General features: G+C 67.3%; 24 protein-coding genes. 5 read left to right on the top strand and 19 right to left on the bottom strand.

All coding sequences use genetic code 11. The features are described from left to right. Positions 1–13: 13 nt before the first annotated feature. From IQ782_RS11250 to IQ782_RS11235, 4 genes are read right to left on the bottom strand one after another with little or no spacing between them, the layout of a single operon-like run. Positions 14–1543, bottom strand: coding sequence for an aldehyde dehydrogenase family protein (locus IQ782_RS11250; protein ID WP_194134728.1), 1530 nt, complete (start codon positions 1541–1543; stop codon positions 14–16). Between the two features lie 2 nt (positions 1544–1545). Then, positions 1546–2313, bottom strand: a complete 768-nt coding sequence (locus IQ782_RS11245) for an enoyl-CoA hydratase/isomerase family protein (protein WP_194134727.1) — start codon at positions 2311–2313, stop codon at positions 1546–1548. Beyond that, complete coding sequence (locus IQ782_RS11240) at positions 2310–3881, bottom strand: acyl CoA:acetate/3-ketoacid CoA transferase (RefSeq protein WP_194134726.1); 1572 nt, start codon at positions 3879–3881, stop codon at positions 2310–2312. Before IQ782_RS11240 ends, IQ782_RS11245 begins: the two co-directional genes overlap by 4 nt. Next, on the bottom strand, positions 3878–4882 hold the full coding sequence (locus IQ782_RS11235) for a Gfo/Idh/MocA family protein (protein ID WP_338092574.1): 1005 nt from the start codon (positions 4880–4882) through the stop codon (positions 3878–3880). The genes IQ782_RS11240 and IQ782_RS11235 overlap by 4 nt, the downstream gene beginning before the upstream one ends. Positions 4883–5010: 128 nt before the next feature. On the opposite strand from IQ782_RS11235, the gene IQ782_RS11230 reads away from it, so the two are divergent. The 3 genes from IQ782_RS11230 (at position 5011) to IQ782_RS11220 (ending at position 6878) form a co-directional block, all read left to right on the top strand. Further along, positions 5011–5166 carry a hypothetical protein gene (locus IQ782_RS11230; RefSeq protein ID WP_194134725.1) on the top strand — a complete coding sequence of 52 codons (156 nt, stop codon included), beginning with the start codon at positions 5011–5013 and terminating at the stop codon, positions 5164–5166. A gap of 160 nt (positions 5167–5326) precedes the next feature. Further along, positions 5327–5629, top strand: a complete 303-nt coding sequence (locus tag IQ782_RS11225) for a DnaJ family domain-containing protein (RefSeq protein ID WP_194134724.1) — start codon at positions 5327–5329, stop codon at positions 5627–5629. A 55-nt stretch (positions 5630–5684) separates the two neighbouring features. Beyond that, positions 5685–6878, top strand: a complete 1194-nt coding sequence (locus IQ782_RS11220) for a class I SAM-dependent methyltransferase (protein ID WP_194134723.1) — start codon at positions 5685–5687, stop codon at positions 6876–6878. 52 nt (positions 6879–6930) lie between these two features. Here IQ782_RS11220 and IQ782_RS11215 read toward each other — a convergent pair whose 3' ends face one another. The 9 genes from IQ782_RS11215 to IQ782_RS11175 all read right to left on the bottom strand — a co-directional run bounded on the left by IQ782_RS11215 (position 6931) and on the right by IQ782_RS11175 (position 16364). Continuing rightward, the gene (locus IQ782_RS11215) at positions 6931–8163 is read right to left on the bottom strand and encodes a phenylacetate--CoA ligase family protein (protein WP_194134722.1); all 1233 of its coding nucleotides are present in this window, start codon (positions 8161–8163) and stop codon (positions 6931–6933) included. A 26-nt stretch (positions 8164–8189) separates the two neighbouring features. After that, a complete protein-coding gene (thpR, locus tag IQ782_RS11210; protein WP_194134721.1) occupies positions 8190–8765 on the bottom strand; it encodes an RNA 2',3'-cyclic phosphodiesterase in 576 nt (191 codons plus the stop codon). Beyond that, the gene (locus IQ782_RS11205; protein ID WP_194134720.1) at positions 8766–9620 is read right to left on the bottom strand and encodes an ABC transporter ATP-binding protein; all 855 of its coding nucleotides are present in this window, start codon (positions 9618–9620) and stop codon (positions 8766–8768) included. Positions 9621–9685: 65 nt separating this feature from the next. Next, the gene (locus IQ782_RS11200) at positions 9686–10978 is read right to left on the bottom strand and encodes an ABC transporter substrate-binding protein (RefSeq protein ID WP_194134719.1); all 1293 of its coding nucleotides are present in this window, start codon (positions 10976–10978) and stop codon (positions 9686–9688) included. A gap of 53 nt (positions 10979–11031) precedes the next feature. Beyond that, positions 11032–12108, bottom strand: a complete 1077-nt coding sequence (locus tag IQ782_RS11195; protein ID WP_194134718.1) for a branched-chain amino acid ABC transporter permease — start codon at positions 12106–12108, stop codon at positions 11032–11034. A 108-nt stretch (positions 12109–12216) separates the two neighbouring features. After that, positions 12217–12450 carry a hypothetical protein gene (locus IQ782_RS11190; RefSeq protein WP_194134717.1) on the bottom strand — a complete coding sequence of 78 codons (234 nt, stop codon included), beginning with the start codon at positions 12448–12450 and terminating at the stop codon, positions 12217–12219. Between the two features lie 110 nt (positions 12451–12560). Then, positions 12561–13514, bottom strand: a complete 954-nt coding sequence (locus IQ782_RS11185) for a branched-chain amino acid ABC transporter permease (protein ID WP_194134716.1) — start codon at positions 13512–13514, stop codon at positions 12561–12563. Between the two features lie 13 nt (positions 13515–13527). Beyond that, positions 13528–14283, bottom strand: a complete 756-nt coding sequence (locus IQ782_RS11180; RefSeq protein WP_420832641.1) for an ABC transporter ATP-binding protein — start codon at positions 14281–14283, stop codon at positions 13528–13530. A gap of 116 nt (positions 14284–14399) precedes the next feature. After that, a complete protein-coding gene (locus IQ782_RS11175) occupies positions 14400–16364 on the bottom strand; it encodes an AMP-binding protein (RefSeq protein ID WP_194134829.1) in 1965 nt (654 codons plus the stop codon). A gap of 319 nt (positions 16365–16683) precedes the next feature. Here IQ782_RS11175 and IQ782_RS11170 point away from each other — a divergent pair, with 319 nt between their 5' ends. Together IQ782_RS11170 and IQ782_RS11165 are read left to right on the top strand one after the other, a co-directional pair. Further along, positions 16684–18576, top strand: coding sequence for a PAS-domain containing protein (locus tag IQ782_RS11170; protein WP_194134714.1), 1893 nt, complete (start codon positions 16684–16686; stop codon positions 18574–18576). Continuing rightward, positions 18573–19271 carry a response regulator transcription factor gene (locus tag IQ782_RS11165; protein ID WP_194134713.1) on the top strand — a complete coding sequence of 233 codons (699 nt, stop codon included), beginning with the start codon at positions 18573–18575 and terminating at the stop codon, positions 19269–19271. Before IQ782_RS11170 ends, IQ782_RS11165 begins: the two co-directional genes overlap by 4 nt. A gap of 3 nt (positions 19272–19274) precedes the next feature. Here the strand turns inward: IQ782_RS11165 and IQ782_RS11160 are convergent, their stop codons facing one another. The 6 genes from IQ782_RS11160 to IQ782_RS11135 form a co-directional block, all read right to left on the bottom strand. After that, positions 19275–20201 (bottom strand): HNH endonuclease, encoded by a 927-nt coding sequence (locus tag IQ782_RS11160; protein WP_194134712.1) that lies wholly within the window; start codon positions 20199–20201, stop codon positions 19275–19277. Between the two features lie 78 nt (positions 20202–20279). Next, positions 20280–20768 carry a DUF2383 domain-containing protein gene (locus IQ782_RS11155; RefSeq protein WP_194134711.1) on the bottom strand — a complete coding sequence of 163 codons (489 nt, stop codon included), beginning with the start codon at positions 20766–20768 and terminating at the stop codon, positions 20280–20282. 62 nt (positions 20769–20830) lie between these two features. Continuing rightward, a complete protein-coding gene (locus IQ782_RS11150) occupies positions 20831–22027 on the bottom strand; it encodes a hydantoinase/carbamoylase family amidase (protein WP_194134828.1) in 1197 nt (398 codons plus the stop codon). Between the two features lie 39 nt (positions 22028–22066). Beyond that, positions 22067–22504: an acyl-CoA thioesterase gene (locus tag IQ782_RS11145; protein WP_194134710.1), complete on the bottom strand. Its 438-nt coding sequence runs from the start codon at positions 22502–22504 to the stop codon at positions 22067–22069. Next, positions 22501–23268 carry a TIGR02186 family protein gene (locus IQ782_RS11140; protein WP_194134709.1) on the bottom strand — a complete coding sequence of 256 codons (768 nt, stop codon included), beginning with the start codon at positions 23266–23268 and terminating at the stop codon, positions 22501–22503. Before IQ782_RS11140 ends, IQ782_RS11145 begins: the two co-directional genes overlap by 4 nt. Continuing rightward, positions 23265–24170 (bottom strand): sulfite exporter TauE/SafE family protein, encoded by a 906-nt coding sequence (locus IQ782_RS11135; protein WP_194134708.1) that lies wholly within the window; start codon positions 24168–24170, stop codon positions 23265–23267. The genes IQ782_RS11140 and IQ782_RS11135 overlap by 4 nt, the downstream gene beginning before the upstream one ends. Positions 24171–24357 lie beyond the last annotated feature (187 nt).

Below are 24357 nucleotides of genomic sequence, written 5' to 3'. Positions count from 1 at the left end.
GGCCTGTTCCGGCTCAGGTGTTCCTGACCCAAGGCACCCTGGTGCGGCCCAGCCGCAGCACCATCGATTTCACCTCGAGAAATTCGTCGAAGCCGTAGCTTCCGATCTCGCGCCCCTGGCCGGACTGCTTGACGCCGCCGAAGGTCATTTCGGGGAAGCCATCCATCCAGGTGTTGGTCCAGACCGTCCCGGCCTGCACGCGGCGGCAGAACTCGAGGCAGGTGTGGACGTTCTCGCTCCAGACCCCGGCCGAAAGGCCGTAGGTCGCGTCGTTCGCCAGCGCGATGGCCTCGTCGAAGCTGCCAAAGGTCAGCACCGACAGCACCGGGCCGAAGACCTCCTCGCGGGCGATGGCCATGTCCGGCGTCACGCGGCGGATCACCGTCGGCTGGTAGAACTGGTCGCCGAGGCCCGGCACCGACAGCCCCGCTCCGCCCAGGCACAGCTCCGCCCCAGCCTCCTGCGCCGCCCTGACGTAGCCGTCGATCTTCTCGCGGTGCTCGGGGGTCACGATGGCGCCGACCTGCGTGTCCGGGTGCAGCGGATTGCCGAACGCCACCTTGCGCGACAGCGCGACCACCCGGTCGACGAAGGCATCCGCGATGTCCTCGTGGACGATGATCCGGCTCGAGGAATTGCAGCACTGGCCGACGTTGAAATAGATGCCGAAGGTCACCGCGTCGGCGGCGGTCTCGAGGTCCGCGTCGGGGAAGATCACCTGCGGGTTCTTGCCACCCAGCTCCAGCGCGACCTTCTTCAGGGACTGGCCGGCCGTCGCGGTGATGCGCTTGCCGACCGCCGTGGACCCGGTGAAGCTGACCATGTCCACCTCGGGGTGGCTGGTCATCAGGCTGCCGACCGGATCGCCATGGCCGAGGACGATGTTGCACACGCCCGCCGGCAAGCCGGCTTCGGCCAGCAGCTCGGCAAGCATCGCGGTCGTCGAAGGCGTCATCTCGGACGGCTTGACCACGCAGGTGCAGCCGGCGGCCAGCGCGAAGGGCAGCTTCTGGCTGAGGATCCAGAAGGGAAAGTTCCAGGGCGTGATGATCGAGACGACGCCGATCGGCTCCTTGACCACGACCCCGAGGATGTCCGGGCCGAGGGTGTTGTGACTGTCGCCGTGCGATGTGCGCGCCAGCGATGCGGCATAGCGCCAGAGGTCCGCGGCGCCGCCGCATTCGCCCCGTGCCTGCGAGATCGGCTTGCCGCTTTCCAGCGTTTCCAGAAGCGCGAGCCGCTCCTCGTTGCGCTCGATCAGGTCGGCGACCTTGTTCAGGACGCGGGCACGGTCCTTGCCCGACAGCCTGCTCCAACGGCCGTCGTCGAAGGCTCTGCGCGCGGCCGCTATCGCGGCTTCGGTTTCCGCGACGCCGCCGAGGGCAGCCTGGCTGACGACGACGCCATGCGACGGCGACCTGCGATCGGATTTGCGCCCGTCCGCGCTGTCCACCAGGGCGCCGTCGATGAAGTGTCGCGCCTGGTACGGCGAAGCTGGCACGTTCAGGGCCGGCTCAGAGATGATGTGCAGAAGATCGTTCATTGTCAGGTTCCCGAAAATTCCGGCTTTCGTTTCTCGCGGAATGCGGCGACGCCTTCCTGCCTGTCGGCTGTGGCGGCGATCGCCGCGCTCCCAAGTGCCTCGACCATCGCGCCGCGGTCCTCGCCCGCGGCGGCGTGGATCATCGACTTCGAGATCTCGACGGCGCGCGGCGACAGGGTGACGGCCCTGGCCAGCAAGGCATCGGCCGCCGCCCGCGGGTCCTCGTCCACCGCCGCGACAAAGCCGCAAGCCAGCGCCCGCTCGGCCTTGATGCGGTGCCCGAACAGGGCCATCTCCTTGACCATCGGCTCGGGCAGCAGCCGCTGCAGCCGCTGCGTTCCCGACCAGCCGGGCACGATGCCCACCCCCGCCTCGGGCAGCGCCAAGGCCGCGTTCGGTGCCATGACGCGGATGTCGCAGGCCGCCGCCAGCTCCAGTCCGCCGCCAAAGGCATGGCCGTTCAGCACCGCCACGGTCGGTTTGGACAACCGCGCCAGCCGGTCGAAGATGCGGTGGCCGTCGCGCACCCAGTGACGGGCGAACTCGGCCGGGCTCAGGTCCCCCCAACCGTTGATGTCCGCCCCGGTGCAAAAGGCCCTGTCCCCCTCGGCGGTCAGCATCACGGCCGCGATGGATGCATCGCGCTCGATCGCCTCCAGATGCGCCGCAAGCTGCGCCAGCATCTCGACCGTGAAGGCGTTCAGCTTCGCGGGATTGTCCAGGCGAAGCTCGACGATCCGGTCGCGCCGGGAAAGGTGGACGGCGCTCATTGGCCCCACCCCATCGGCGCATCCGACAGGAGCGAAAGCGGCAGGGTGATGGCATCGGCGGCCAAGCTGACCCGCCCGCCCGAGGCCGCGACGATGTCGCGCTCGGGATCGATCCCCGGCATGATCTCGGTCGCGACCAGCCCCTCGGCCGTCAGGCGGATGACGCAGCGCTCGGTGACATAGAGGATCTCCTGCCCCAGCTCGCGCGCCCGCTCCCCCGAGAAGGTCACGTGCTCGACCGCCTCGACCATCTTGGTGAACTTGCCGGGCGCCGCGATGTGCACGCCGTCTTCGCGCAGCTCCACCTTCGCGCCCGCCTCGAACCACCCCGAAAAGACGATCTTCCTTGCCCCTGCCGTGATATCGACGAAGCCCCCGCAGCCGGCCGTCAGGTAGGGCTTCTTGCCCAGCTTCGAGACGTTGACGTTGCCTGCGACATCGACCTCCAGGAAGGACAGGAACGACACATCGAAGCCGCCGCCCTGGAAGTAGATGAACTGCTGCGGCGACGGGACATAGGCGTCGGCGTTCGAGGCGCAGCCAAAGGCGAAATCCGTCAGGGGCATGCCGCCGACCGCGCCCTGTTCGATCGCCCAGGTGACGGCGTCGGGATGGCCCTCCTCCAGCAGGATGCGCGGCACCATGGCCGAGATGCCGAAGCCGAGGTTCGCCGACATGCCCGGCTTCAGCTCGAGTGCCGCGCGCCGGGCGATGACCTTCTCGACCCCCGGCTCGGCAAGGCTGAAACTGTCCCAGGGTCGCATGACCTGCCCCGAGATCGCGGGATCGTAAGATGTCTCGCAGGTCTGCTTCTGATGCGGATCGACGACGACCAGATCGACCAGATGACCCGGCACCCGGACATCATGCGGCCGGAGCGAGCCGCGCTTCGTCACGCGGCTGACCTGGGCGATGACCAGCCCGCCGTGGTTCCGCACGCAGATCGCCTGCTCGAGGCCGCCAAGATAGGCGCCCTCGTGTTCATAGGTCAGGTTGCCGAACTCGTCGGCCGTGGTGGCCCGGATGATGGCGACGTTCGGAACGAGGTTCGGGAAATGCAGCCAGGTCTCTCCACCGAACTCGACGCGCTGCACGATGGGTGCTTCAGCACCAAGTTCGTTCATCGCGCAGCCTTCGCGCCGGGGATCGACAAAGGTGTCCAGGCCGACCTTCGTCAACACGCCGGGACGGTTCGCCGCCGCCTCGCGGTTCATGTCGAAGAGGATGCCCGAGGGCACATTGTACGCCGCCACCCGGTTCTCGACGATCATCTTCCAGATCTCGGGCATGGGCTTCGACGACGGACCAGACGGATACGAGCCGCCGAGGATCCGCGAAAGCAACCCGTCCTTGGCGATGTGGTCCACGCCCTTGACCCCGTACATGTCGCCTGCGGCGATCGGATGGATGGTTGTCAGGTCCCTGGGATGCGCGCTTTCGTCGAACCGCGCGCCGATCGCCTGAAGGACCAGGTCCGGGCACCCCAGCGCCGATGAGGACGAGACCGTGACGATCGCACCGTCCGGAATTCGGGCAGCCGCTTCCGCCGCGGGCACAACCTTGCTCATTGAACTTCTCCGTAAGTGACAGCCAGGCGCCTGTCGGTTCGCGCCGCCTCCCGGACGGCGATGGCGACCTGAAGTGATTTGAGCCCATCCGCCCCGGACGCGGCCGGTTCGGCACCGGTGGCGGCTGCCAGCTCGAAATCCCGGACAACGGCTTCGTACAGGCCGGACTTGTCGAACGGCACCGTCTCCCGGCCCGCCGAGGTGACCAGCTCGATCTCCCCGACGGGATCCTGGGCCATGACGCCCCGCGCGATGACCGACCCTTCCGTGCCGTGAACCTCGATGCCCGAGGCGCTGTGCGGGTGGGTGAAGCTCTCGTGGCTGAAGACCATGATGCCGGAAGGCATCGTCCAGACCGACATGGCCGAGTCCTCGACCCCTTTTCCCATGCCCGTGGATGCCGTTTCGGCCACGACGGACACCGGGTCCTCGCCAACGAGATACCGGACCGTATCGGCGTTGTGGACGGTCAGGTCCGCGATGACGCCGCCGCCCGCGGACGCATCATCGAGCCGCCAGCCGCGCAGATGCTCGGGCAGATGGACCGCGTGGAAAACCCGCAGCGACAGGATGCGGCCCAGGCGTCCGGATGCGATCAGCGCGCGGATCGCGCGATGGCTGCCGGCAGAGCGCAGGTGGTGATTGACTGCCAGAATGACGCCCCGATCCCGGGCAGCCACCACCATCGCCGAAGCTTCCTCCGCCGTCATGGCAAGAGGCTTTTCGCACAGGACATGCTTCCCGGCGGCGATCGCCGCCATCGCCTGGCCGAAATGCTTCTCGTTGGTGGACGAGATGTAGACGGAGGTCACGGCATCATCGGCAAGGGCGTCCTCAAGGGCCGTCGTCCAGTTCGCGATGCCGTAGCGCCCTGCGTAGCCGGCCGCATGGTCCGCATTCCCGCTGACGACCCAGTCCACCCGGCCCTCTGTCTGCGCGCGAACCGCGTCGATCATGTACTGGCCGCCAATCGTGCTGGCGCCCGCGAATGCCCAAGCCACTGTCGTCCTCCCAAGACTCGGAACAACCCGATATGGAACGTTCCATTGGAACGATCTAATGGAACGTTCCAATTTCTGTCAAGCGGTCTTTTACGGGGACTTCGTAGAAGGCGGGAGGAACCCTATCCATGCGTTGGACCAAAGGTGGCAGAGACTTGACGGTGGGCCGTCGCATCCGCATGGCTCCGGCTTCGATCATTCCTGCAAAGATGGACGTCACGGCGGGCACTTCGACTGTGGGTCTCGAAGATGCGGTCGCCGCCGCGCATGCGATCAAGGTCTGACAAAAGGACAGCAAGGTCGCGGACGGTTTCCGAGCCGTCACGGGCGACGGCCCTGCCACTCCAAAAGCGGGCGCGGCAGATATCTGTTGGGCAGCGCCCCCTTTTGCCACGGCCGGTGCCGCGCTATGCTCGGCCCGTTCCCCACAAACACGGCATCGCCATGGATCACCCGCTCATTGACCTGATCAACGCCCGTATCGCCAAGGCCGAGGCCGAGGGGGCCTTTGACAACCTGCCCGGCGCTGGGCAACGGCTGCCCGACTGCGACGATCCGGAAAACGCCGTGCTGACACGCATCCTCAGGGACAACGGCGCCGTGCCGCAGGCAGTGGCGCTCTCGCGCGAGCTTTCGGCCCTGCGCGACGCGCTGCGCGAGACCGCTGACCGCGATCAGCGCCGCCGTCTCATCCAAGACATGTCGCTGCTCGAAACGAAGCTCGAGATCGCCCGCAAGTCTCGATAAGCCTTGGCCTTTCAGCGATGCCATGCCACAAGTTCCCGCAGGAGAGGGAGCGCGCATGGTCACGGTCAAAGAGCAGTACGAAAGCTACCCCTACCCCGCGCGCGACCCGAAGGACGAAAAGACCCGGCTGATCACCGGCTCGCCCTCGCATCCGTTGGAAATGGACCACTGGCTCTGGCGCGGCGCGCGCGACTGGACACGGCCGCTGCGCGTGCTGGTCGCCGGGGGCGGCACCGGTGACGGGCTGATCCAGCTCGCCACGCTGCTCACCGCCGCGAAACGGCCCTACGAAATCACCTATCTCGACCTCTCCACCGCCTCGCGCGCCGTGGCCGAGGAACGCGCCAAGGTGCGCGGTCTCACCGGCATCACCTTCCACACCGCCAGCCTGCTGGACGCGCCCGTCTTCGGCAGCTTCGACTACATCGACTGCTGCGGCGTGCTGCATCACCTGCCCGAGCCCGAGGCCGGTTTCAGCGCCCTGCGCGCCGCGCTCGCCGCCGGAGGCGGGCTCGGTTTCATGGTCTACGCGCCCTATGGCCGGTCGGGCGTCTACCCGCTGCAGGAGGCCTTCGGCGCGCTCTTCGACGGGCTGCCACCGCAGGAGCGGCTGGCCCGCGCGCAGCGCCTCGTCGCCGAACTGCCCGCGGGGCATCCCTTCGCCGCCAACCGCAACCTCGGCGATCACCACGCCTCTGATGCGGGCTTCTACGACCTCCTGCTGCACGGGCAGGACCGCAGCTACACGGTGCCCGAGCTGCTCGCCACCCTGGACCGGGCCGGCTGGCGTCTCGCAGGTTTCACCACTCCCGCGCTTTACGATCTGGCGCAGCTCACCGAGGTGCCCGAGCGCATGGACCCCGCCACCCAGATGGCCATTGCCGAGAAGCTGCGCGGCACGATCCGCATGCACACCGCCTATGCCGTGCCCGCCGAGGCGGAACCCACCAGGGCCGCGCCCACGGACCGCAAGCTGATCCCCCACCTGCGGGGCGTGCAGCGCGCAGCGCTGGCGACGGCCGTGGCGCAGGGACGTCCGCTGCCGGTGAAGATGGCCGGGGCCGAGGCCACGCTGGTGCTGCCCAAGGGCACCGCGCCGCTGCTCGCGGGGATCGACGGCCGCCGCAGCCTGACCGAAATCGCACAGTCTGCCAGCATCGACCCGATCACCTTCGGCACCGGCTGGGCGCAGGTCCACAAGGCGCTGGAGCCCTGGGGCCTGCTGCTTTACTCGTCGCTGCTGCGCTGAGTGCAAAGTCCTTCAAAGCATTTTGCACCGCACATCGTGATGCCTTGACCCCTCACTCGTAGCTGCGCGCATCCTCGATCACCACGCCGTCGCGTGGCAGCCCGCCGGGCGGCACAAGTTCGACCTTGCCCTTGAGCTTCAGCAGTTCCGCCACGCTCGCCTCGAAGGCCCCGGCATCGGGGGCCTCGCCCTGCCCCGAGGTCTCGATCCGCACGGTCATCACGTCCATCTCGCCCTCGCGGCTGGCCACCACGCGGGCCCGGCCGATCTCGGCATGGCGCGCCACCAGCGCCGCCACCTGCTCGGGGCGCACGAACATGCCCTTGATCTTGGTCGTCTGGTCGGCACGGCCCATCCAGCCCTTGATGCGCATGTTCGACCGTCCGCAGGGGCTGACACCCGGCAACACGGCAGACATGTCACCGGTGGCGAAACGGATCAGCGGGTAGTCGGGGTTGAGCGTGGTCACCACCACCTCGCCGACCTCGCCTTCGGCCACCGGATCGCCGGTGCCGGGCGTGACGATCTCGACGATCACCCGCTCGTCGACGATCATCCCCTCCATGCTCGGCGTCTCATAGGCGATGAGCCCCAGGTCGGCGGTGGCATAGCACTGCAGGCAGGCGATCCCTCGCTCGGCGTAGAACTCCCGCAGCGACGGGAACAGCGCCCCGCCCGAGACCGCCGCCTTGCGGATCGCCAGTTCCACCCCCATGGCCTCGGCCCTGTCGAGGATGATCTTCAGGTAATCGGGCGTCCCGGCATAGGCGGTCACACCGATGTCCGCCGCCGCCTGCACCTGCAGCTCGGTCTGGCCGGTGCCGGCGGGCAGCACCGCCGCCCCCACCGCCCGCGCGCCGCTCTCGAAGATCATCCCGGCGGGTGTCAGGTGATAGCCGAAGCAGTTCTGCACGATGTCGCCCGCACCGATGCCTGCTGCATGCAGGAAACGCCCCAGCCGCCACCAGTCGCGCTCGCTCCCACCCGGCTCGTAGATCGGCCCGGGCGACTGGAAGATATGGGCAAACCCGGCGGCGGGCCGGCTGGTAAAGCCGCCGAAGGGCGCCGCGCGCTTCTGCGCCGCGCCAAGCTCGGACTTGCGCAGCACCGGCAGCGCCGCCAGTGCCTCGCGCGTCGTGACGCGCGCCGCATCCACCCCCGCGAGAAGCTCCGCGTAGCCCGGCAGCGCCTGCGCGCGGGCGACCTGCCCCGGCAGCGCCCCGGCCAGCGCCGATGCGCGCTCCGCCGCGCTGCGGGTCTCGAGATCGTCGTAGTAGCTGCTCATCCGAGCCTCCCTTCTTCAGCCCAGTCCTAACCCTCCCCGGCCCCGGCATCGCCGGGCGGGTGCGGCAGCGCATAGGCTGCCAATGTCTCGTAAAGCGCCCCCTCGGGGGTCAGCGTCGAGGCGACGAGCCGCAGCTCCGCCGCCGCCGCCGCCCCGGTGGTCAGCGCAACCTGCCCCGCCACCGCGCGGTCAAACCGCGCCAACGCCTCGCCGCGCAGCCCTGCGCCGAAGCGCATCAAGGTCACATGCGGCCGGAACCGCCGCCGCTCGAGCGCAACCCCCGCTGCGCGGCAGGCCTGCTGCACGCGCAGTTGCAGCGCCGCAAGACCCGGATCGGGCGCGATCTCTGCCGCCAGCAACCTGGGCGCGCGCCCGCCGAAACTCTCCAGCCCCGACACCCGCAGCCAGCAGCCCGGCAGCGCCCGCCCCTCCAGCTCGAGGTGCAACTCCTGCAGCTCGGCATCCTCGACGTCGCCGAGGAAGGCCAGCGTCACATGCAGGTTCTCCTCGGGCACCGCCCGCCCCACCGGCACGGCCTCCTGCACCGCCAGCAGAGGCGGGATCAGCGGCTCGGGCAGCGGCAGAGCAAGGAAGGCGCGCATTCACGCCAGCCACCGCTTGCGGCGGCGGTAGGAGCGCACGTCGCGGAAAGATTTCCGGCCCTCGTCGGACATGCCGAGGTAGAATTCCTTCACGTCCGGGTTCTCGCGCAGCGCCTGCGCGGGCCCGTCCATCACCACCCGGCCGTTCTCGAGGATGTAGCCGTAATGCGCGTAGCGCAGCGCGACGTTGGTGTTCTGTTCGGCCAGCAGGAACGAGACACCCTCGCCCTCGTTCACCGCCTTCACGATCTCGAAGATCTGCTCCACCAGCTGCGGCGCCAGCCCCATCGAAGGCTCGTCCAGCAGCACCATCTCGGGCCGCGACATCAGCGCCCGGCCGATGGCGCACATCTGCTGCTCGCCGCCCGAGGTGTAGCCGGCCTGCGACTTCCGCCGCTCCTTCAGCCGCGGGAAATATTCGTAGACCATCTCGAGATCGCGCAGCACGGCGGCTTTCCCGTCGCGCCGCGTGAAGGCCCCGGTCATCAGGTTCTCTTCCACCGTCAGGTGCTCGAAGCAGTGCCGCCCCTCCATCACCTGGATCACCCCGCGCTTGACCAGCGCCGCCGGATCGAGGTCCTGCACCCGCTCACCGCGATACGAGATCGTTCCCTTGGTCACCTCGCCGCGCTCGGAGTGCAGCAGGTTCGAGATCGCCTTCAGTGTCGTGGTCTTGCCCGCGCCGTTGCCACCCAGAAGCGCAGTGATCCCGCCGCGCGGCACCGAGAGCGAGACCCCCTTCAGCACGAGGATCACGTGGTTGTAGATGACCTCGATATTGTTGACCTCGAGCAGGGTCTCGCGCGCCGCGCCGTCGCGGGCAGAGGTCTCGTCCGGTCGCACTCCGTCCAGCATCTTCTTCTCTTCCCAAATACGCGAAATCCGGCGGCGACACCCGCGCCGCCGCCGGGCATGTCAGGTCAGCCGCCGCAGGCGTCGTTCACCGGCCAGGGCTGGTTGGCATCGGCGTATTCCATCGCCGCCTTCGTCTCGAGCGGGGCGATCATATCCGCGTCGGGCATGATGAGATCCGTCGCCTTGACGAATTTCTCGCCGTCCCATTCGAGGATCCACCCGCCCGAGTGGCCGGTGTGGTTGTCGCAGGACGTCGAGAAGGGCGGCACCATGCCGGTCATCCCGAGTTCATCGAGGCGCTCTTCGGTGATGTTCAGGTTCTCGAGCCCCCAGCGCAGGTCCGCAGGGGTGATCTCGGGCTTGCCGGCGTGCTCCTGTGCCACCCGGATGCCCTCGCCGAGGATCATCGAGATGACGAGGCCGCGCGAGTAGAAGACACCCGACATCTCTTCCGCGTTGCTCTGCGTCTTGCCCGGCTCGACCACGTATTTCTGCAGGTCGGCCATGATCGGCGCCTCGGGGTTGGGGAAGGACCAGCTCACCGATTTGTAACCCTTGCCGGCCTCGCCGACGATCTTGAGGTCGGCATCATGACCGGCCCACCAGACACCCAGCATGTTTTCCATCGGGTACTTGGTCTTCACCGCCTCGGTGATGGCGCCGGCGTTCATCGCGCCCCAGCCCCACATGATCACGTTGTCGGGCCGCTCGCGGCGGATCTGCAGCCATTGCGCCGACTGGTTCTGCATCTCCTTGAGACCGACCGGGATCGGCAGCAGTTCGAAGCCCTGCGCCTCGGCGGCCGCCTCGAGATAGGGCAGCGGCTCCTTGCCGAACGGGTGGTCGAGGTGCAGGAAGGCGATCTTCTTGCCCTTCAGATCGCCCTGCGCGCCCAGGTACTTGATCAGGATCGAAGCCCCGTCCCAGTAGCTCAGCGGCGTGTTGAACGCCCATTGGAACACCTTGCCGTCGGCCATCGGCGAGAAGCCGTAGCCGGGCGCGAGGATCGGGATCTCGTCGACGTTGGTCTTCGGCAGCACCTGCAGCGTGATGCCGGTGGACCAGGGCTGGGTCACGATCGCCTTGCCCTTGGTCTTCTCGTAGCACTCGACGCCCTTCTCGGTGGAATAGCCGGTCTCGCACTCGTCGAAGTCGATGGCGATGCCGCCGATGCCGCCGTCACGGGCGTTCATCAGCTCCATGTAGTCCTTCTGCCCGTTCATCAGCGGGATGCCGGTGGCGGCAAAGGGACCCGTGCGGTAGGCGAGGTTCGGCGCGTAGAGCCCCTCGGCCATGGCGCCTCCGGCGAGCAGCGCACCCAGCGCCGCGGCCCCCGCCAGTCTGGTCAACGTCTTCATCCTGTCTCCTCCCTGAGATCTTCGATGATGTGGAAAGCCCGGCCCGCACCTCCTCAATGCGGGAAGGGCCAGATGATCAGCTTCTCCCGGATCAGCGCCCAGAGGCGCGCCAGCCCGTGCGGCTCGATGATCAGGAAAAAGACGATGAGCGCGCCGACGATCATGATGTTCAGATGTTCGACCGTGGCCGAGCTGATCGGCAGCCCCAGCGCCTGCGGCACCGTGCCCAGCATCACCGGCAGGCCGACAATCAGGATCGCGCCCAGATAGTTGCCGAGGATCGACCCAAGCCCGCCGATGATGGCGATGAAGAGGATGCGGAAACTCAGCGGAATGTCGAAGAGATTGGGCTCGGCCGCGCCGCGCCACATGAAGACGAAGAGCGCGCCCGCGACCCCCACCACGTAGGACGAGACGGCAAAGGCGGTGAGCTTCGAGCGCATCAGGTTGATGCCGATGAGCTCGGCAGCGATGTCCATGTCGCGCGTTGCCTTCCAGCTCCGCCCCAGGGTGCCGCGGGTGAGGTTGATGCAGAGCAGGGTCATCAGCGTGACCACCGCAAGCACCACGTAATACTGCACGATCGAGCTGGCCTGCGGCCCCGCCACGTAGAGCCCGAACATGTCGAGGTTCGGCACCTGGATCGCGCCCGAGGCGTTGTAATTGTAGAGCCAGCCCCACTTCTCGAACAGCCAGACCAGGAAGAACTGCGCCGCCAGCGTGGCAATTGCGAGGTAGAAGCCCTTGATCCGCAAGGAGGGAATGCCAAAGGCGACCCCCACGCCCGCGCTGAAGATGCCCGACAGCAGGATGGCAATCACCGGGTTCATCCAGGGGAACAGCGTCACCAGCTTGTAGCAGGCATAGGCACCGACCCCCATGAAGGCCGCGGTGCCCAGCGACAGCTGCCCGGCGTAGCCGGTCAGGATGTTCAGCCCCTGCGCCGCCAGCGCGTAGATCAGGATCGGGATCAGCAATGTCTGGAAGGCGAACTCGCTGGCCGTGAGCGGGAACACCACCCAGGCGAAGCCGAGGATCACCATCAGCAGCACCGCGTCCTGGCGGACCGGGAACAGCGCCATGTCCGACTTGTAGCTCGTCTTGAATTGCCCCGCCGTGCGATAGAGCATCGGTTTCTCCCTCTCCCGGCGCCTCTGCGCCGCTCCTTCAGGCCCTGCCGCGGGTCCGGGGCTCCTCTTCCCCGATCACGCGGCCTTCTTGTCTCTGCCGGAACGCCGTCAGGCGGGTCCGTGCGTCTCCTCCGGGTAGGCGCGCTTCGGCGGCACGGCATAGCCCGTCACCTCCGAGTGCCGCACCAGCCAGAACCAGGCCCAGAGACCGGCCCCGCCGCCCACCGCCGCCAGCAAGAGCGCCGGAAGCACGCGGCCCTCGGCCCCGGTCAGGGCGAGATAGCCGAAGGCCCAGAAGCCCGCCCAGGCCACCACGTTCAGGATCGCCACCAGTTTCGCCATTCCGCCGTCCTCCGCTCGGTCCTCGCGAAAGCCCGCCTCCCGCCGGCTTTCATCTTTCCCAAAATACTCCCGCCGGAGGCTCCCTCTCGAGTCCCCCGGCGGGAGCCCGTCTACACCCTTTCGATGATGCGCTCTCCGAACAGCCCCTGCGGGCGGAACAGCAGCACGATCAGCGCCAGCACGAAGGCGAACCAGGTCTCGGTGTTGCCGCCCATCAGCGGCTGGCCCCAGTAGATCTCGAAGAGTTTCTCCAGCATGCCGATCATCAGCCCACCGATGATCGCCCCGGTGATGCTTTCGAGCCCGCCCAACATAAGAACAGGAAGCGCTTTATAAGCAATGACTTCCAAGGCGAAGCTCACCCCAGCACGCGCCCCCCAGGCGATGCCGGTGACCAGCGCGATGATGCCCGCGATGAACCAGACCAGCACCCAGATCGTCTGCAGCGAGATGCCGACCGAGAGCGCCGCCTGGTGGTCGTCGCCAAGCGCGCGGATGGCGCGGCCCATGCGGGTCTTGCCCAGGAACAGGAGCAATGCGACCACCAGCAGCCCCGCGACCACGACCGCCGTGATGTCCTTCTGCTCGAGGATCAGCAGCCCGCCCCAGGGCTCCAGCACCACCGAGTCCGTGGGAATGCCCAGCTCCTCGGTGATCATCACCTTGTTCTCGCCCCCGAAGATGATCTCGCCGAAGCCGATCAGGAAGAGCGTGATGCCAATGGTGGCCATGAAGAGGATGATGTCCGGCTGGCCGACCAGTGGCCGCAGCACAACCCGCTCGATGGTCACCGCCAGCACGAACATCACCGCCAGCGTCAGCCCGACGCTGATCCAGGCGGGGATTCCCATGGCATGCAAGCCGACGAGGGTCAGCGCCGCGAAGACCACCATGATCCCCTGCGCGAAGTTGAAGATCCGGCTCGAGCGGAAGATCAGCACGAAGCCGAGTGCGATCAGCGCGTAGAGAATGCCCGAGACGAGCCCTTCCCAGAGCACCTGCAGCAGGAAGTCCGGTGCCGCGAACATGTCGGCAAAGGGCTTTATGAAGATGTCGTTCAGCATGTCGCCTGCTCCTTCAATGCGCCACGCCGAGATAGGCGTCGATCACGTCCTGATTGCTCCGCACCTCGCCCGGCGGGCCGTCCCCGATCTTCTTGCCGTAGTCCATGACCACCACCCGATCCGAGAGGTCCATGACCACGCCCATGTCGTGTTCGATCAGGCAGATGGTGGTGCCGAACTCGTCGTTCACGTCGAGGATGAAGCGGCTCATGTCCTCCTTTTCCTCGACGTTCATCCCCGCCATCGGCTCGTCGAGCAGCAGCAGCGAGGGCTCGGCGGCCAGCGCCCGCGCCAGCTCCACCCGCTTCTTCAGGCCGTAGGGCAGCCGCCCCACCGGCGTCTTGCGAATGCTCTGTATCTCAAGAAAATCAATGACTTTCTCGACGATCTCGCGATTGGCGATCTCCTCGTCGCGCGCCTTGCCCCACCAGAGCGCCTGGCTCGCAATCCCCGCCTTCATGTGCGTGAGCCGCCCGGTCATGACGTTGTCGAGCACCGTCATCCCCTCGAAGAGCGCGATGTTCTGGAAGGTCCGCGCCACGCCCAGCCGTGCCACCTCGTAAGGCTTCATCGGCGGGCGCTTCGCTCCCTTGTACCAGAGCTCGCCCTCGGACGGCGTGTAGAACCCCGAGATGATGTTGAGCATCGAGGACTTGCCCGCCCCGTTCGGCCCGATGATCGCCCGGATTTCCCCCTCGCGGATGTCGAAGGAGATGTCCTTGATCGCGACCACCCCGCCGAACTTCAGGGTGATGTTGCGCAGCTCCATCAGCACGCCGCCGATCTGCCGCCCGTCCTCGGTGACGTAGCCCCCGTCCTTGCTGGCATCTTTCACGGCACCCTGCCTTTCATCTTTCCCGGAAATACTCAGACCCGACCCGTCCATCATTCCGCCGCCACCCGCATGGGCGCCACCGGCACCACCTGCGCATCGCGGATCGCCAGCGTCGCCCTGATCCGTCCCTTGCGCCCGTCCTCGTAGGTGACCTCGGTCTCGGTGTAGATGCTCTCCGAGCCGTCATAGAGCGCGGTCACCAGGTCGGCGTATTTCTCGGCGATGATGTTGCGCCGCACCTTGCGGGTGCGCGTCAACTCGCCGTCGTCGGCATCCAGCTCCTTGTGCAGCACGAGGAAGCGGTGGATCTGGCAGCCCGAGAGCATCTCGTCCTGCGCCACCGAGGCGTTCACCTCCTCGACATGGCTCTGGATGGCGTCGAGCACCTTCGGATGCCCCGCCAGCTCCTGGTAGGAGGCATAGGCGATGTTGTTGCGCTCGGCCCAGTTGCCCACCGCCGTCAGGTCGATGTTGATGAAGGCGGTGCAGCGGTCGCGGCCATTGCCGAAGACCACGGCCTCGAGGATGTTGGGATAGAACTTCAGCTTGTTCTCGACGTATTTCGGCGCAAAGAGCGCACCGTCCGCCATCTTGCCCACGTCCTTGGCACGGTCGATGATCCGCAGGTGACCCGTCGCCTCCTCGATGAAGCCCGCGTCGCCGGTGGCGACCCAGCCCTCGGCGTCCTTGGTGCCCGCGGTGCTCTCGGCATTCTTGTAATACTCGACGAAGACACCGGGCGAGCGATAGAAGACCTCGCCGCTCTCGGCGATGCGGATCTCGACGCCGGGCGACGGCACGCCGACGGTGTCGGGCCGCACCTCGTTGTCGGGCTGCTGGGTGATGAAGACCGAGGCCTCCGTCTGGCCGTAGAGCTGTTTGAGGTTGATCCCCAGCGCGCGGTAGAAATCGAAGATCTCCGGCCCGATCGCCTCGCCTGCGGTGTAGCCGACGCGGACGCGGGAAAAGCCGAGGGTGTTCTTCAGCGGCCCGTAGACCATGAATTCGCCAAGCGCGTATTTCAGCCGCTCCATCATCCCGACGGGCCTGCCGTCGAGGATCTTCGGACCCACCACCTTGGCATGGCCGAGGAAGTGGTGGAAGAGCTTGCGCTTGACCGCCCCCGCATCCTCCATCCGGATCATGATCTGGGTGAGCTGTGTCTCGAAAACCCTTGGCGGCGCGAAATAATAACTCGGTGCGATCTCGCGCAGGTCGGTCATCATCGTCTCGGCGGACTCGGGGCAGTTGACGCAGAAGCCATTCCAATAGGCCTGACCGATCGAGAAGATGAAATCGCCCACCCAGGCCATCGGCAGATAGGCCAGGACTTCCTCGCCGGGGGTCAGGTGGTCAAACTCCGACGAGGCCTTGGCGGTCTCGATGATGTTGCGGTTCGACAGCACCACGCCCTTGGGCTTGCCGGTGGTGCCCGAGGTGTAGAGCATCACGCAGGTGTCATCATAGCCAAGCGCGCTGCGCCGCGCCTCGAGTTCGCCGATCAGCTCGTCACGGGCAGCGCGGCCCTGCGCCTGCACATGGGCGTAGTCATGCAATGCACGGTGGTCGTATTTCCTCATGCCGCGCGGGTCGACGTAGATCATGTGCTCGAACTGGTGCAGACCCGGCTGGATCTCGATCACCTTGTCGACCTGTTCCTGATCCGCGGCGATGACGAAGCGCGCGCCGCAGTGCTTCAGGACGTAGTCCATCTCGTCGGCGACGGCATCCTGGTAAAGCGGCACCGGCACGGCTCCGGCCATCTGCGCGGCGACCATCGACCAGTAGAGCGTCGGCCGGTTGCGCCCGATCACCGCGATGTGGTCGCCCCGTGCCACGCCGAGGTTGATCAACCCCAGCGCAAAAGCCTCGATCTCTTCCTGCGTCTCGGCCCAGCTCCAGCTTTGCCAGATGCCGAACTCCTTCTCCCGATAGGCGGGACGGTCTGCAAAGCTTTCGGCGTTGCGCTTCAACAGGGCCGGAACGGAGCGCAGACCAGCTGCGCCCTCGGACATGTAAGCCAAAGTGTCTCCTCCCTAGGCTCCCGGTTTGCCGGACGTCCCGAGCCACCTCCTCCGCAGCTCGGGACGCGCATTTTGCGAGTCAGCCCCATTAAGGGGTTCGCCCAGCCTGAGCGTCAATGTTTTCGTGATCTTTGCGCGAATCTAACGAATTGTAACGGCGGGTCCGCGCGTCTCTGCCCGGCGGTCGTCCCCTGGCAGCATCGGGTGGGCGTATGTGACACGAGAAGACGCGATGGACGCGCGCTGCGACGTCGCGGCGGGCTTCTCTCCGGCGCGGCGAGGTGCTAGCGCTTGGGGCGGAGGAGATTTCATGGACAAGGACGCGCTCACTCAGGCGGGGCTGAACCTGATCCAGCAAGCGCTGTCGATCTATGACCGGCAGCTGACACTGGCTGTCTGCAACCGCCCCTTCGCGAAGATGTTCGACCTGCCCGAGCGCTTGACCCGGCCCGGTGCCAGTTTCGAAGACACCATCCGTCACCTGGTGGACGCGGGCGAATACGGAACGGTGGACGAGCCCGAGGATTTCATACGCGCGCGGGTCGATCAGGCGCGCGCCTTCGCGCCGCACTACATGGAGCGCACCCGCGCCAACGGCCGGGTGATCTCGGTCGAGGGCGCGCCGCTGCCGCAGGGTGGCTGGGTCACGGTCTATACCGACATCACCGCGGTGAAGGCGCAGGAGGAGCTGCTGCGCACCCGTTCCGAGCTGCTGTCGGAAGAGGTCATCCGGCGCGCCGAGGCGCTGGCGGCCAGCAACCGCCAGCTCGCTGCGACCAATGCCGCGCTCGAGGAGGCGCGGCGCGAGTTGACCGAGATGGAGGCGCGCACGCGGCTGACCACCGAGATGATGCCGGCCCATATCGCGCGGGTCGATGCGGCGGGCCGCTACACCTATTCCAACCGCCGCCTGTCGCAGGTGATGCCGGGGCGGCCCTCGGAGATCGCCGGGCTGCATATCTCCGAAGCCCTTGGGCCGGCCTATGCCAAGGTGCGGCCGCACCTCGAGCGCGCGCTTGGCGGTCAGCAGAGCATCTTCGAGTTCACCGACGATGGCTCATCGCGGCGCATCCGCGCGGTCTTCACCCCCGACCCGGCCGAGCGCGGGGTCTATATCCTCTCGCTCGACGTGACGGAGGAGACCCAGGCCCGTGCGGCGCTGCAACACGCGCGGCGGCGCGAGCTGGCGGCGCAGCTCACCTCGGGACTGGCGCATGACTTCTCCAACCTGCTGACCATCATCCTCGGCATGCAGTCGAAGCTCGCCCGGCTGGACTTGCCGCCCGAGGCGGCGCAGCTCGCCGCCGGCACCTTGCAGGCGGCGCGGCGCGGCGGCGACCTGCTCGACCGGATCGCCGGGATCACCTCGCACCGCGCCTGGACGCCCGAGGCGGTGGTGGCCACGGAGTTCCTGCACGACCTCGAACTGCTCACCCGGCCCGCCTTGCCCGAGCAGATGACGCTGGAGATCGCGACCGCGCCAGAGGGGTCTTTCCTGCTTGACCGCGGGCTCTTGCAGGACGCGGCGCTGAACCTCGTTCTGAACGCGCGGGATGCCTGCGGCGGGGCCGGCGGGCGCATCCGCATCGCGCTGCGCACGGTCAAGGACACCTGGCTCGAACTGGCGGTCAGCGACAGCGGGCCGGGGTTCTCGGCAGAGGCGCTCGAACACGGGCTCGACCCCTTCTTCACCACCAAGGGCGGCGCGGGTTCCGGGCTGGGGCTGGCCATGGTCTACGACATGGTCAAGCTCGCGGGGGGCACGATCAAGATCGGCAACGGCCCAAAGGACAACCCCGGCGCGCGGGTGACCTTGCGGCTGCCCCTGCGCCGCGCCATTGCAGAGCCAGGCAGGCCGAGAGGGCTGGCGCTGCTGGTCGAGGACGATCAGGACCTGCGCGAACAGCTGCGCGAGATGCTCACCGGGCTGGGCCATGCGGTGGTCGAGGCCAGCTCGGTCGCCGAGGCGCGGGTCCTGGCAGACGGGCTTGCTCTCGACCTCGTTCTGTCGGACCTGCTGCTGGAGGGCGACGAGCCGGGGTCGGCGCTGCCGGCCGCCCTGCCCGGCCTCGATGTGCGCCTGATGACCTCGCTGCCGCCTGGCGATCCGCGCCGTCAGGCCGCCGAGGCCGCAGCGCCGGTGATTGCCAAGCCCTTCACCGAGGGCCAGCTCGCGGCATTCCTGGGCGGCGTGCCCGAATGAGCGCGCCGCTGATCTCCATCCTCGACGATGAGCCGGCGATCCGGGCGATCCTCTCCGAGGCGCTGACCGAAGCGGGCTTCCGCACCGTGGCCTTCGCGCGCGCCACCGAGTTCGAGGCAGCGCTGAAGCGCGCAACGCCCGACGTCTGCCTTGTCGATCTTGGTCTTCCGGACCGGGACGGGCTGAGCCTCGTGCACCGGCTCGCGCTTGAGCAGGGGGCGACGGTGATCATCGTCTCGGGCCGCGCGCAGGTGCAGGACCGGGTCACCGGGCTCGAACTCGGGGCGGATGACTACATCATCAAACCCTTCGATCCGGCCGAGGTGGTGGCCCGCGTGCGTGCCCGGTTGCGCAGCCCGCGCGCGCCTTCCCATGGCGAGACCGCGCGCTTCGCCGGCTGGACCGCCCATTTCGACCGCTACGCGCTTGAGGATGTCGAAGGCCAGGAAACGCCATTCTCCCATGCCGAGGGCGAGGTGCTGAGGCTGTTTCTGGAAAGCCCGAAACGGTTGATCACCCGCGCGCACATGCAGGAAAGCCTGGGCGGTGCGGCCGGCGAGAGCTTCGACCGGGCGATGGATGTCCGCATTTCGAGACTGCGCACGAAGCTTCGGGAGGACCCGAAGAACCCACGGCTGATCAAGACCATCTACGGCGCGGGGTATATCTTCCTTGGGGACGTGGACTGGGTCTGACTTTCAGCCCATCTGGCCAAAGATGTGCTCGCGGTGATAGCGCAGAAACTCTGGATGCGGGTAGTCGCGCCGCGACGCCGGGGGGAGAAGCTTCTGCCCCGGCACGATGAGCCGACGCACCACATCCTCGGGCACCTTGTTGTGTGAGATCAGGATGGTGTGGTCCTCGGCAATGCCGATCAGGCCGCGGTCGAACATCCAATGCAGGGTGCCCGACAGCGCAAGGCCATTGGCAACGATGTCCGGCCCTTTGTCCCTCACCGGGCGGATATGCGCGGCTTGCACCTCGGGACGCCCACCACCGTTGCGCAGTTGCAGGCCGGAGATCGCGCAGCGGCTGTCGTAGGCCCGTTTCACCATGCGCTGGAATGCCTGCTCGCGGTACGGGCGGTACCCCAAGAGCTTGGTGCGATCGTGCTTCAGAGGCGGTGCACCGAAGGGCGCGGTCTCCTCGGCAAACCCCTGAAACGCCTGTGCCTGTTCCTCTTCCGCCAAGCGCGGCAGCGCATCGGCACCCTCGATCTCGGCCAGCCCGGCGTTGACGATCGCGGCAAACTCTGCCGGTGTCAGACGCCGGACCGCAGACGTGTTGAGGCCGCCTGAATAGGCGCGCCCGTCCGGTCCCTGAAGCCGCCGCTCGTAGAGAAGCCCGTCAGCCGAGGCACGCGGCACAGTGGTTTCGAACTGCAAAAGCGTTTCTGGCGCAAAGACCGCGAAATGCCATCCCACACGCAACGGGTCTGGTTCGACCGCGACGACCTTCTGGACAGCGACATTACCGAATGCCCCGCGCTTGCCCTCATAGACCACGACCCAATCGCCCAGGGTATCCTTGACCATTCCGAGGCACTGATTGGGCAAGTTGTACCGTAGTCCGGGCTCGTCGCGGTAGATCGACTCCGGGTTCCGGATGAAGACCGCTTGCGCCATGCACATGCCTTCAAGGAAAACTCCCTTGAAGGTTGCATCGGCCAAGGCGCGAAGACAAGGCGCGAAGACAGGCCGCGCCTACTCCTCTTTCGGATTCTCCGGAAGCGAGCGTTCCTCGCCCTGAACGACCCGCAGAAGGTCCTGCAATTCGGCCTGCATCTGGACCAGTTCGTCTCGGTAGCGGGACGGCTCGATCGCCTTGATCACCTCGGTGAACCCGGCCAACACCTTGGCTTCGGACTCGCGGATGCGGGACATCATGTCACCGTCGATGTCACCGAACACCGCCCGCACCGACAGGCTCGCACGTTTGAGCGCGGCGCTCAGGTTGTCCGAGGGGTCGGCATCGCCGCCAACCGCGGTGATCAGCGCTGTCAGACGCTGCACCTGCTCCACGTGCAGGCCATGGAAGCGCACCGCGACGAAGCGGAATTCGGGATCGGCCTTTTCGACCATTTCATCGAACCAGCCGCGCGCGCCGATGCTGCGCGCCTGGAGGTGATACAGAAGCTCGAGCTGGCGCGGGCTTGCGGTCACCACTTTCGGGTCGCTGGTCGTATCCTTCATGTCGGGTCCTCCGGTCACATGTCTCGGAACAAACGCCGCCGCCCCGCCTCGGTTCCCCGGTCTCAGCCGAGCGCGCTGACCGCCGCGGCCAAGGCGCGAAGCCCGGTGACCAGGTCTTCCTCGGCCGTGTCCTCGGCGAAATCGTGGCTGATCCCGCCGATCGAGGGCACAAAGAGCATCGCCACCGGCATCAGCCGCGACAGGTTGGTCGCATCATGCAGCGCGCCCGAGGGCATGAGCCGCCAGGCACCGGGCGCGGCGAACTCCGCCCCCTGCTCCAGCGCCGCGCGCAGGCGCCGGTCCATGCTCACCGGCGCAAGCTCCAGCTTTGGCGCGATGTCCAGGCCCAGCCCGCGCTCGGCACAGACCTCCTGCACCGTGTCGCGGGCGATGGCCTCCATCCGGTCGAGCCGGTCAATCGAGCCATCGCGCCACTGCAGCGTGAAGCGCACTTCACCCGGCACGATGGCATGGGCGTTGGGATGCAGCTCGACATGGCCAATGGTCCAGACCGTCGCCGGGGTCACAACGTTGCGGAACCGCTCGTTGAGGGCCGTGGTGAAGGCCGCGAGCCCCTGGAAAGCGTCCTTGCGCAGGTGCATCGGCGTGGTGCCCGCGTGGTTCTGCGCGCCCTTCAGCGTCATCGTCAGATTGCGCAGCCCCACGATCGCCTCGACCACCCCAAGCCGCGCGCCCTCGGTGTCGAGCACCGGCCCCTGCTCGATGTGCATCTCGAGAAAGCCGGTGAACCGGTCGGGGTCGAGAAAGGCCCCGACCCGCGCGCCGAGCGCCTTGCGCGCCTGTGCAAGCGGCACCCCGTCCGGCCCTTCCAGCGCATCCGCCTGAGCCAGCGAGAGGGCGCCGCCCCAGACCGCGCTGCCGGTGGTCACGCCAAAGCGCCCCTCCTCGTCCTGGAAAGACACGCAGGACACCGGAGGTCCGCCCGCCTCCTGCGCCGCCCGCGCCACCTCGAGCCCGGCGATCACCCCCAGCGCGCCATCGAGCCAGCCGCCCTCGACCTGGCTGTCGGAATGCGATCCAATCAGCAGCGATGGTCCTTCGACCAACCCGAAGAGCGAACCCAGGGGGTCGAAATGCGTGCGCAGCCCCGCTTCCTCCATGCGTCCCGCGAGCCAGTCGCGCGCCGCCATGTCTGCCTCGGAAAACGCTGGCCGGCAGACGCCCTTGCCGACTCCCGAAGCGCCGAAACCGCGCAGCCTGTGCAGGTCCGCCAGAAAGCGTTCGGGATCGATGGGCAAGCTGGACATCTGTCTCTCCTTGGTCCGGCCGCGCCCCGTTCAGCCGAGGCGCAGGATCTCCTCGATGGCCGGGCGGAACCGATCGGGGATCCGCTCTGGCCGGGTCTGCGGGTTCACCGCGACGTGCAGGATGAAGCCCTCGGCGCAGGCGGTCTGGTCGTCGTTGCGGAAGAAGCCCACCTCGAAGCGCGCCGAACTGTTCCCGAGATGGCCGCAGCGCACCCCCGCGTGCAGGAGGTCGGGAAAGCGCGCTTCCGCATGGTAGGTGCAGCCGTTCTGCGCCGCAAGGAAGCGCAGCCCGCCGGGGCGTTCGATCTCCATTCCGGCATCCAGTTGCCAAAGCGTGACCGCGGTGTCGAGGAACGACAGGTAGGCGGCATTGTTGAGATGCCCATAGGCATCCATGTCCTTCCAGCGCGTCGCGATGGGGTAGAAGGCGCAATAGTCGGCGCGGGTTCCCGGCGGCTTGCGGCTCATCCCGAACGGATCGCCCGGAACAGCGCCGAGGCGCCCCAGCCAGCCAGCGCGGCGATGGCCAGCGACAGCAGCCCGTAGGCCAGCGGCATCTGCCGCGAGAGCGTGAAGAGCCAGCGTTCCAGCCCGACCTTGCCGACCTGGATCTCGCTTTCATGCACCGAGACCACCTTGCCGGCGCGGGTGAGGAAGACCCGCGTCAGGTAACGCCCCTCGGAAATATTCGCCGGCATCGAGATCGAGGTGTCAAAAAGCGTGGACTCCTGAAGCTCTACGCTTTCTTCCTCGACCCGGTAGAGCCCCTGGTGTTCGCGGACCCGGATCAGCGCCTCGGTGAAAGCCTCGCTGTCCATGATGTCCATGGGCGCGCCGACCGAGCGGATCGCACGCGGGATAGAGACCTTGTGGCGCAGATCCTCGACCGCCGAGATGCTCTCGGACCAGGGGGCCGAGGTCGCCACCGCGTAAAAGCCCGGCGCGCTGTCGATCTCCACCGCCTCGGCGTTGACCCAGATGCCGAGCTTGCGCGCCTTGCGCCAGACGGTGACCGGCTCGAGCGGGCCCTCGACGGTGACGATCACCTGCAGCGGCGGGTCGGACTGGATCGCCACCTCGCGCTTCACCGCCCCGAAGATCAGGATGTCGGAGCCGTCGAAGTCCGTGGTGATCGAGACATTCGACTGGCTCAGCCCCAACACCACCTCCTCGGCCCGCGCGGGCAGAGCGGCCAGCAGCAGCAGGACCGCGAGTGACGCCAGCCGCCTCATCCCGCCACCAGCTCGTAGAGCTCGGCAGGCGTGATGAACAGGTCAAGCGCCAGCTTGCCACACACCAGCAGCACCAGCGACGCGAGCGCGATGCGCAGCTGCTCGGCCTTCAGCCGGGTGCCGAAAGCGGTGCCGATCTGCGCGCCGATGACGCCGCCGAGGATCAGGACCAGCGCCAACATGATGTCCACCGTGTAGTTGGTCGTGGCGTGGAGCAGCGTGGTGAAGGCGGTGACGAAGATGATCTGGAACAGCGAGGTGCCGACCACCACCTTGGTCGGCATGCCCAGCAGGTAGATCATCGCCGGCACCATGATGAAGCCGCCGCCGACGCCCATGATCGCCGAGAGCACGCCCACCGACAGGCCGACCAGCATCGGCGGGATCGCCGAGATATAAAGCCCCGAGGTGCGGAAACGCATCTTGAAGGGCAGCCCGTGCACCCAGCCGTGATGGCGGCGTTTCGGGGCCGCGCCCTTGCGCGACTTGAAGATCGCATTGACGCTCTCGACGAACATCAACCCGCCGATAATGCCGAGGAACACCACGTAGCAGAGCCGCACCAGCAGGTCGACCTGGCCGAGGCCCTTGAGCAGGTTGAAGATCCAGACCCCCAGCGCCGCGCCGATGAGCCCCCCCGCCAGCAGCACCAGTCCCATGCGCAGGTCCACCGTCTTGCGCTTGAAATGCGCCAGCACGCCGGAGATCGAGCTCGCGACGATCTGGTTCGCCCCGGTGGCAACGGCGACCGCCGGCGGGATGCCCAAGAAGAAGAGCAGCGGGGTGATCAGGAAACCGCCGCCGACCCCGAACATGCCCGACAGGACACCGACCATCCCGCCCAGACCGAAGAGCAGGAAGACATTGACCGAAACCTCGGCGATGGGGAGGTAGATCTGCATGGGCCGACTTTGCGTGTGCGGGGGTGATTTGGCAACTGGCGCGGCACCGGCCGCGCACGGATGATGCTGCGCCGCGGCGGTTTTCCCACAGCCCCGGCGCGGCGCCCTCGGCGACGGCGGGATTTGCGTATTTTGGAAGAGAAGAAGCCCGCGGGGCGCGCGAAAGGGGCGCGTCGCGGCGCCCCCT

The organism is Salipiger mangrovisoli, from assembly GCF_015223355.1.
Classification (GTDB): Bacteria; Pseudomonadota; Alphaproteobacteria; order Rhodobacterales; family Rhodobacteraceae; genus Salipiger; species Salipiger mangrovisoli.
This window is presented reverse-complemented; position numbering and strand designations above follow the sequence as displayed.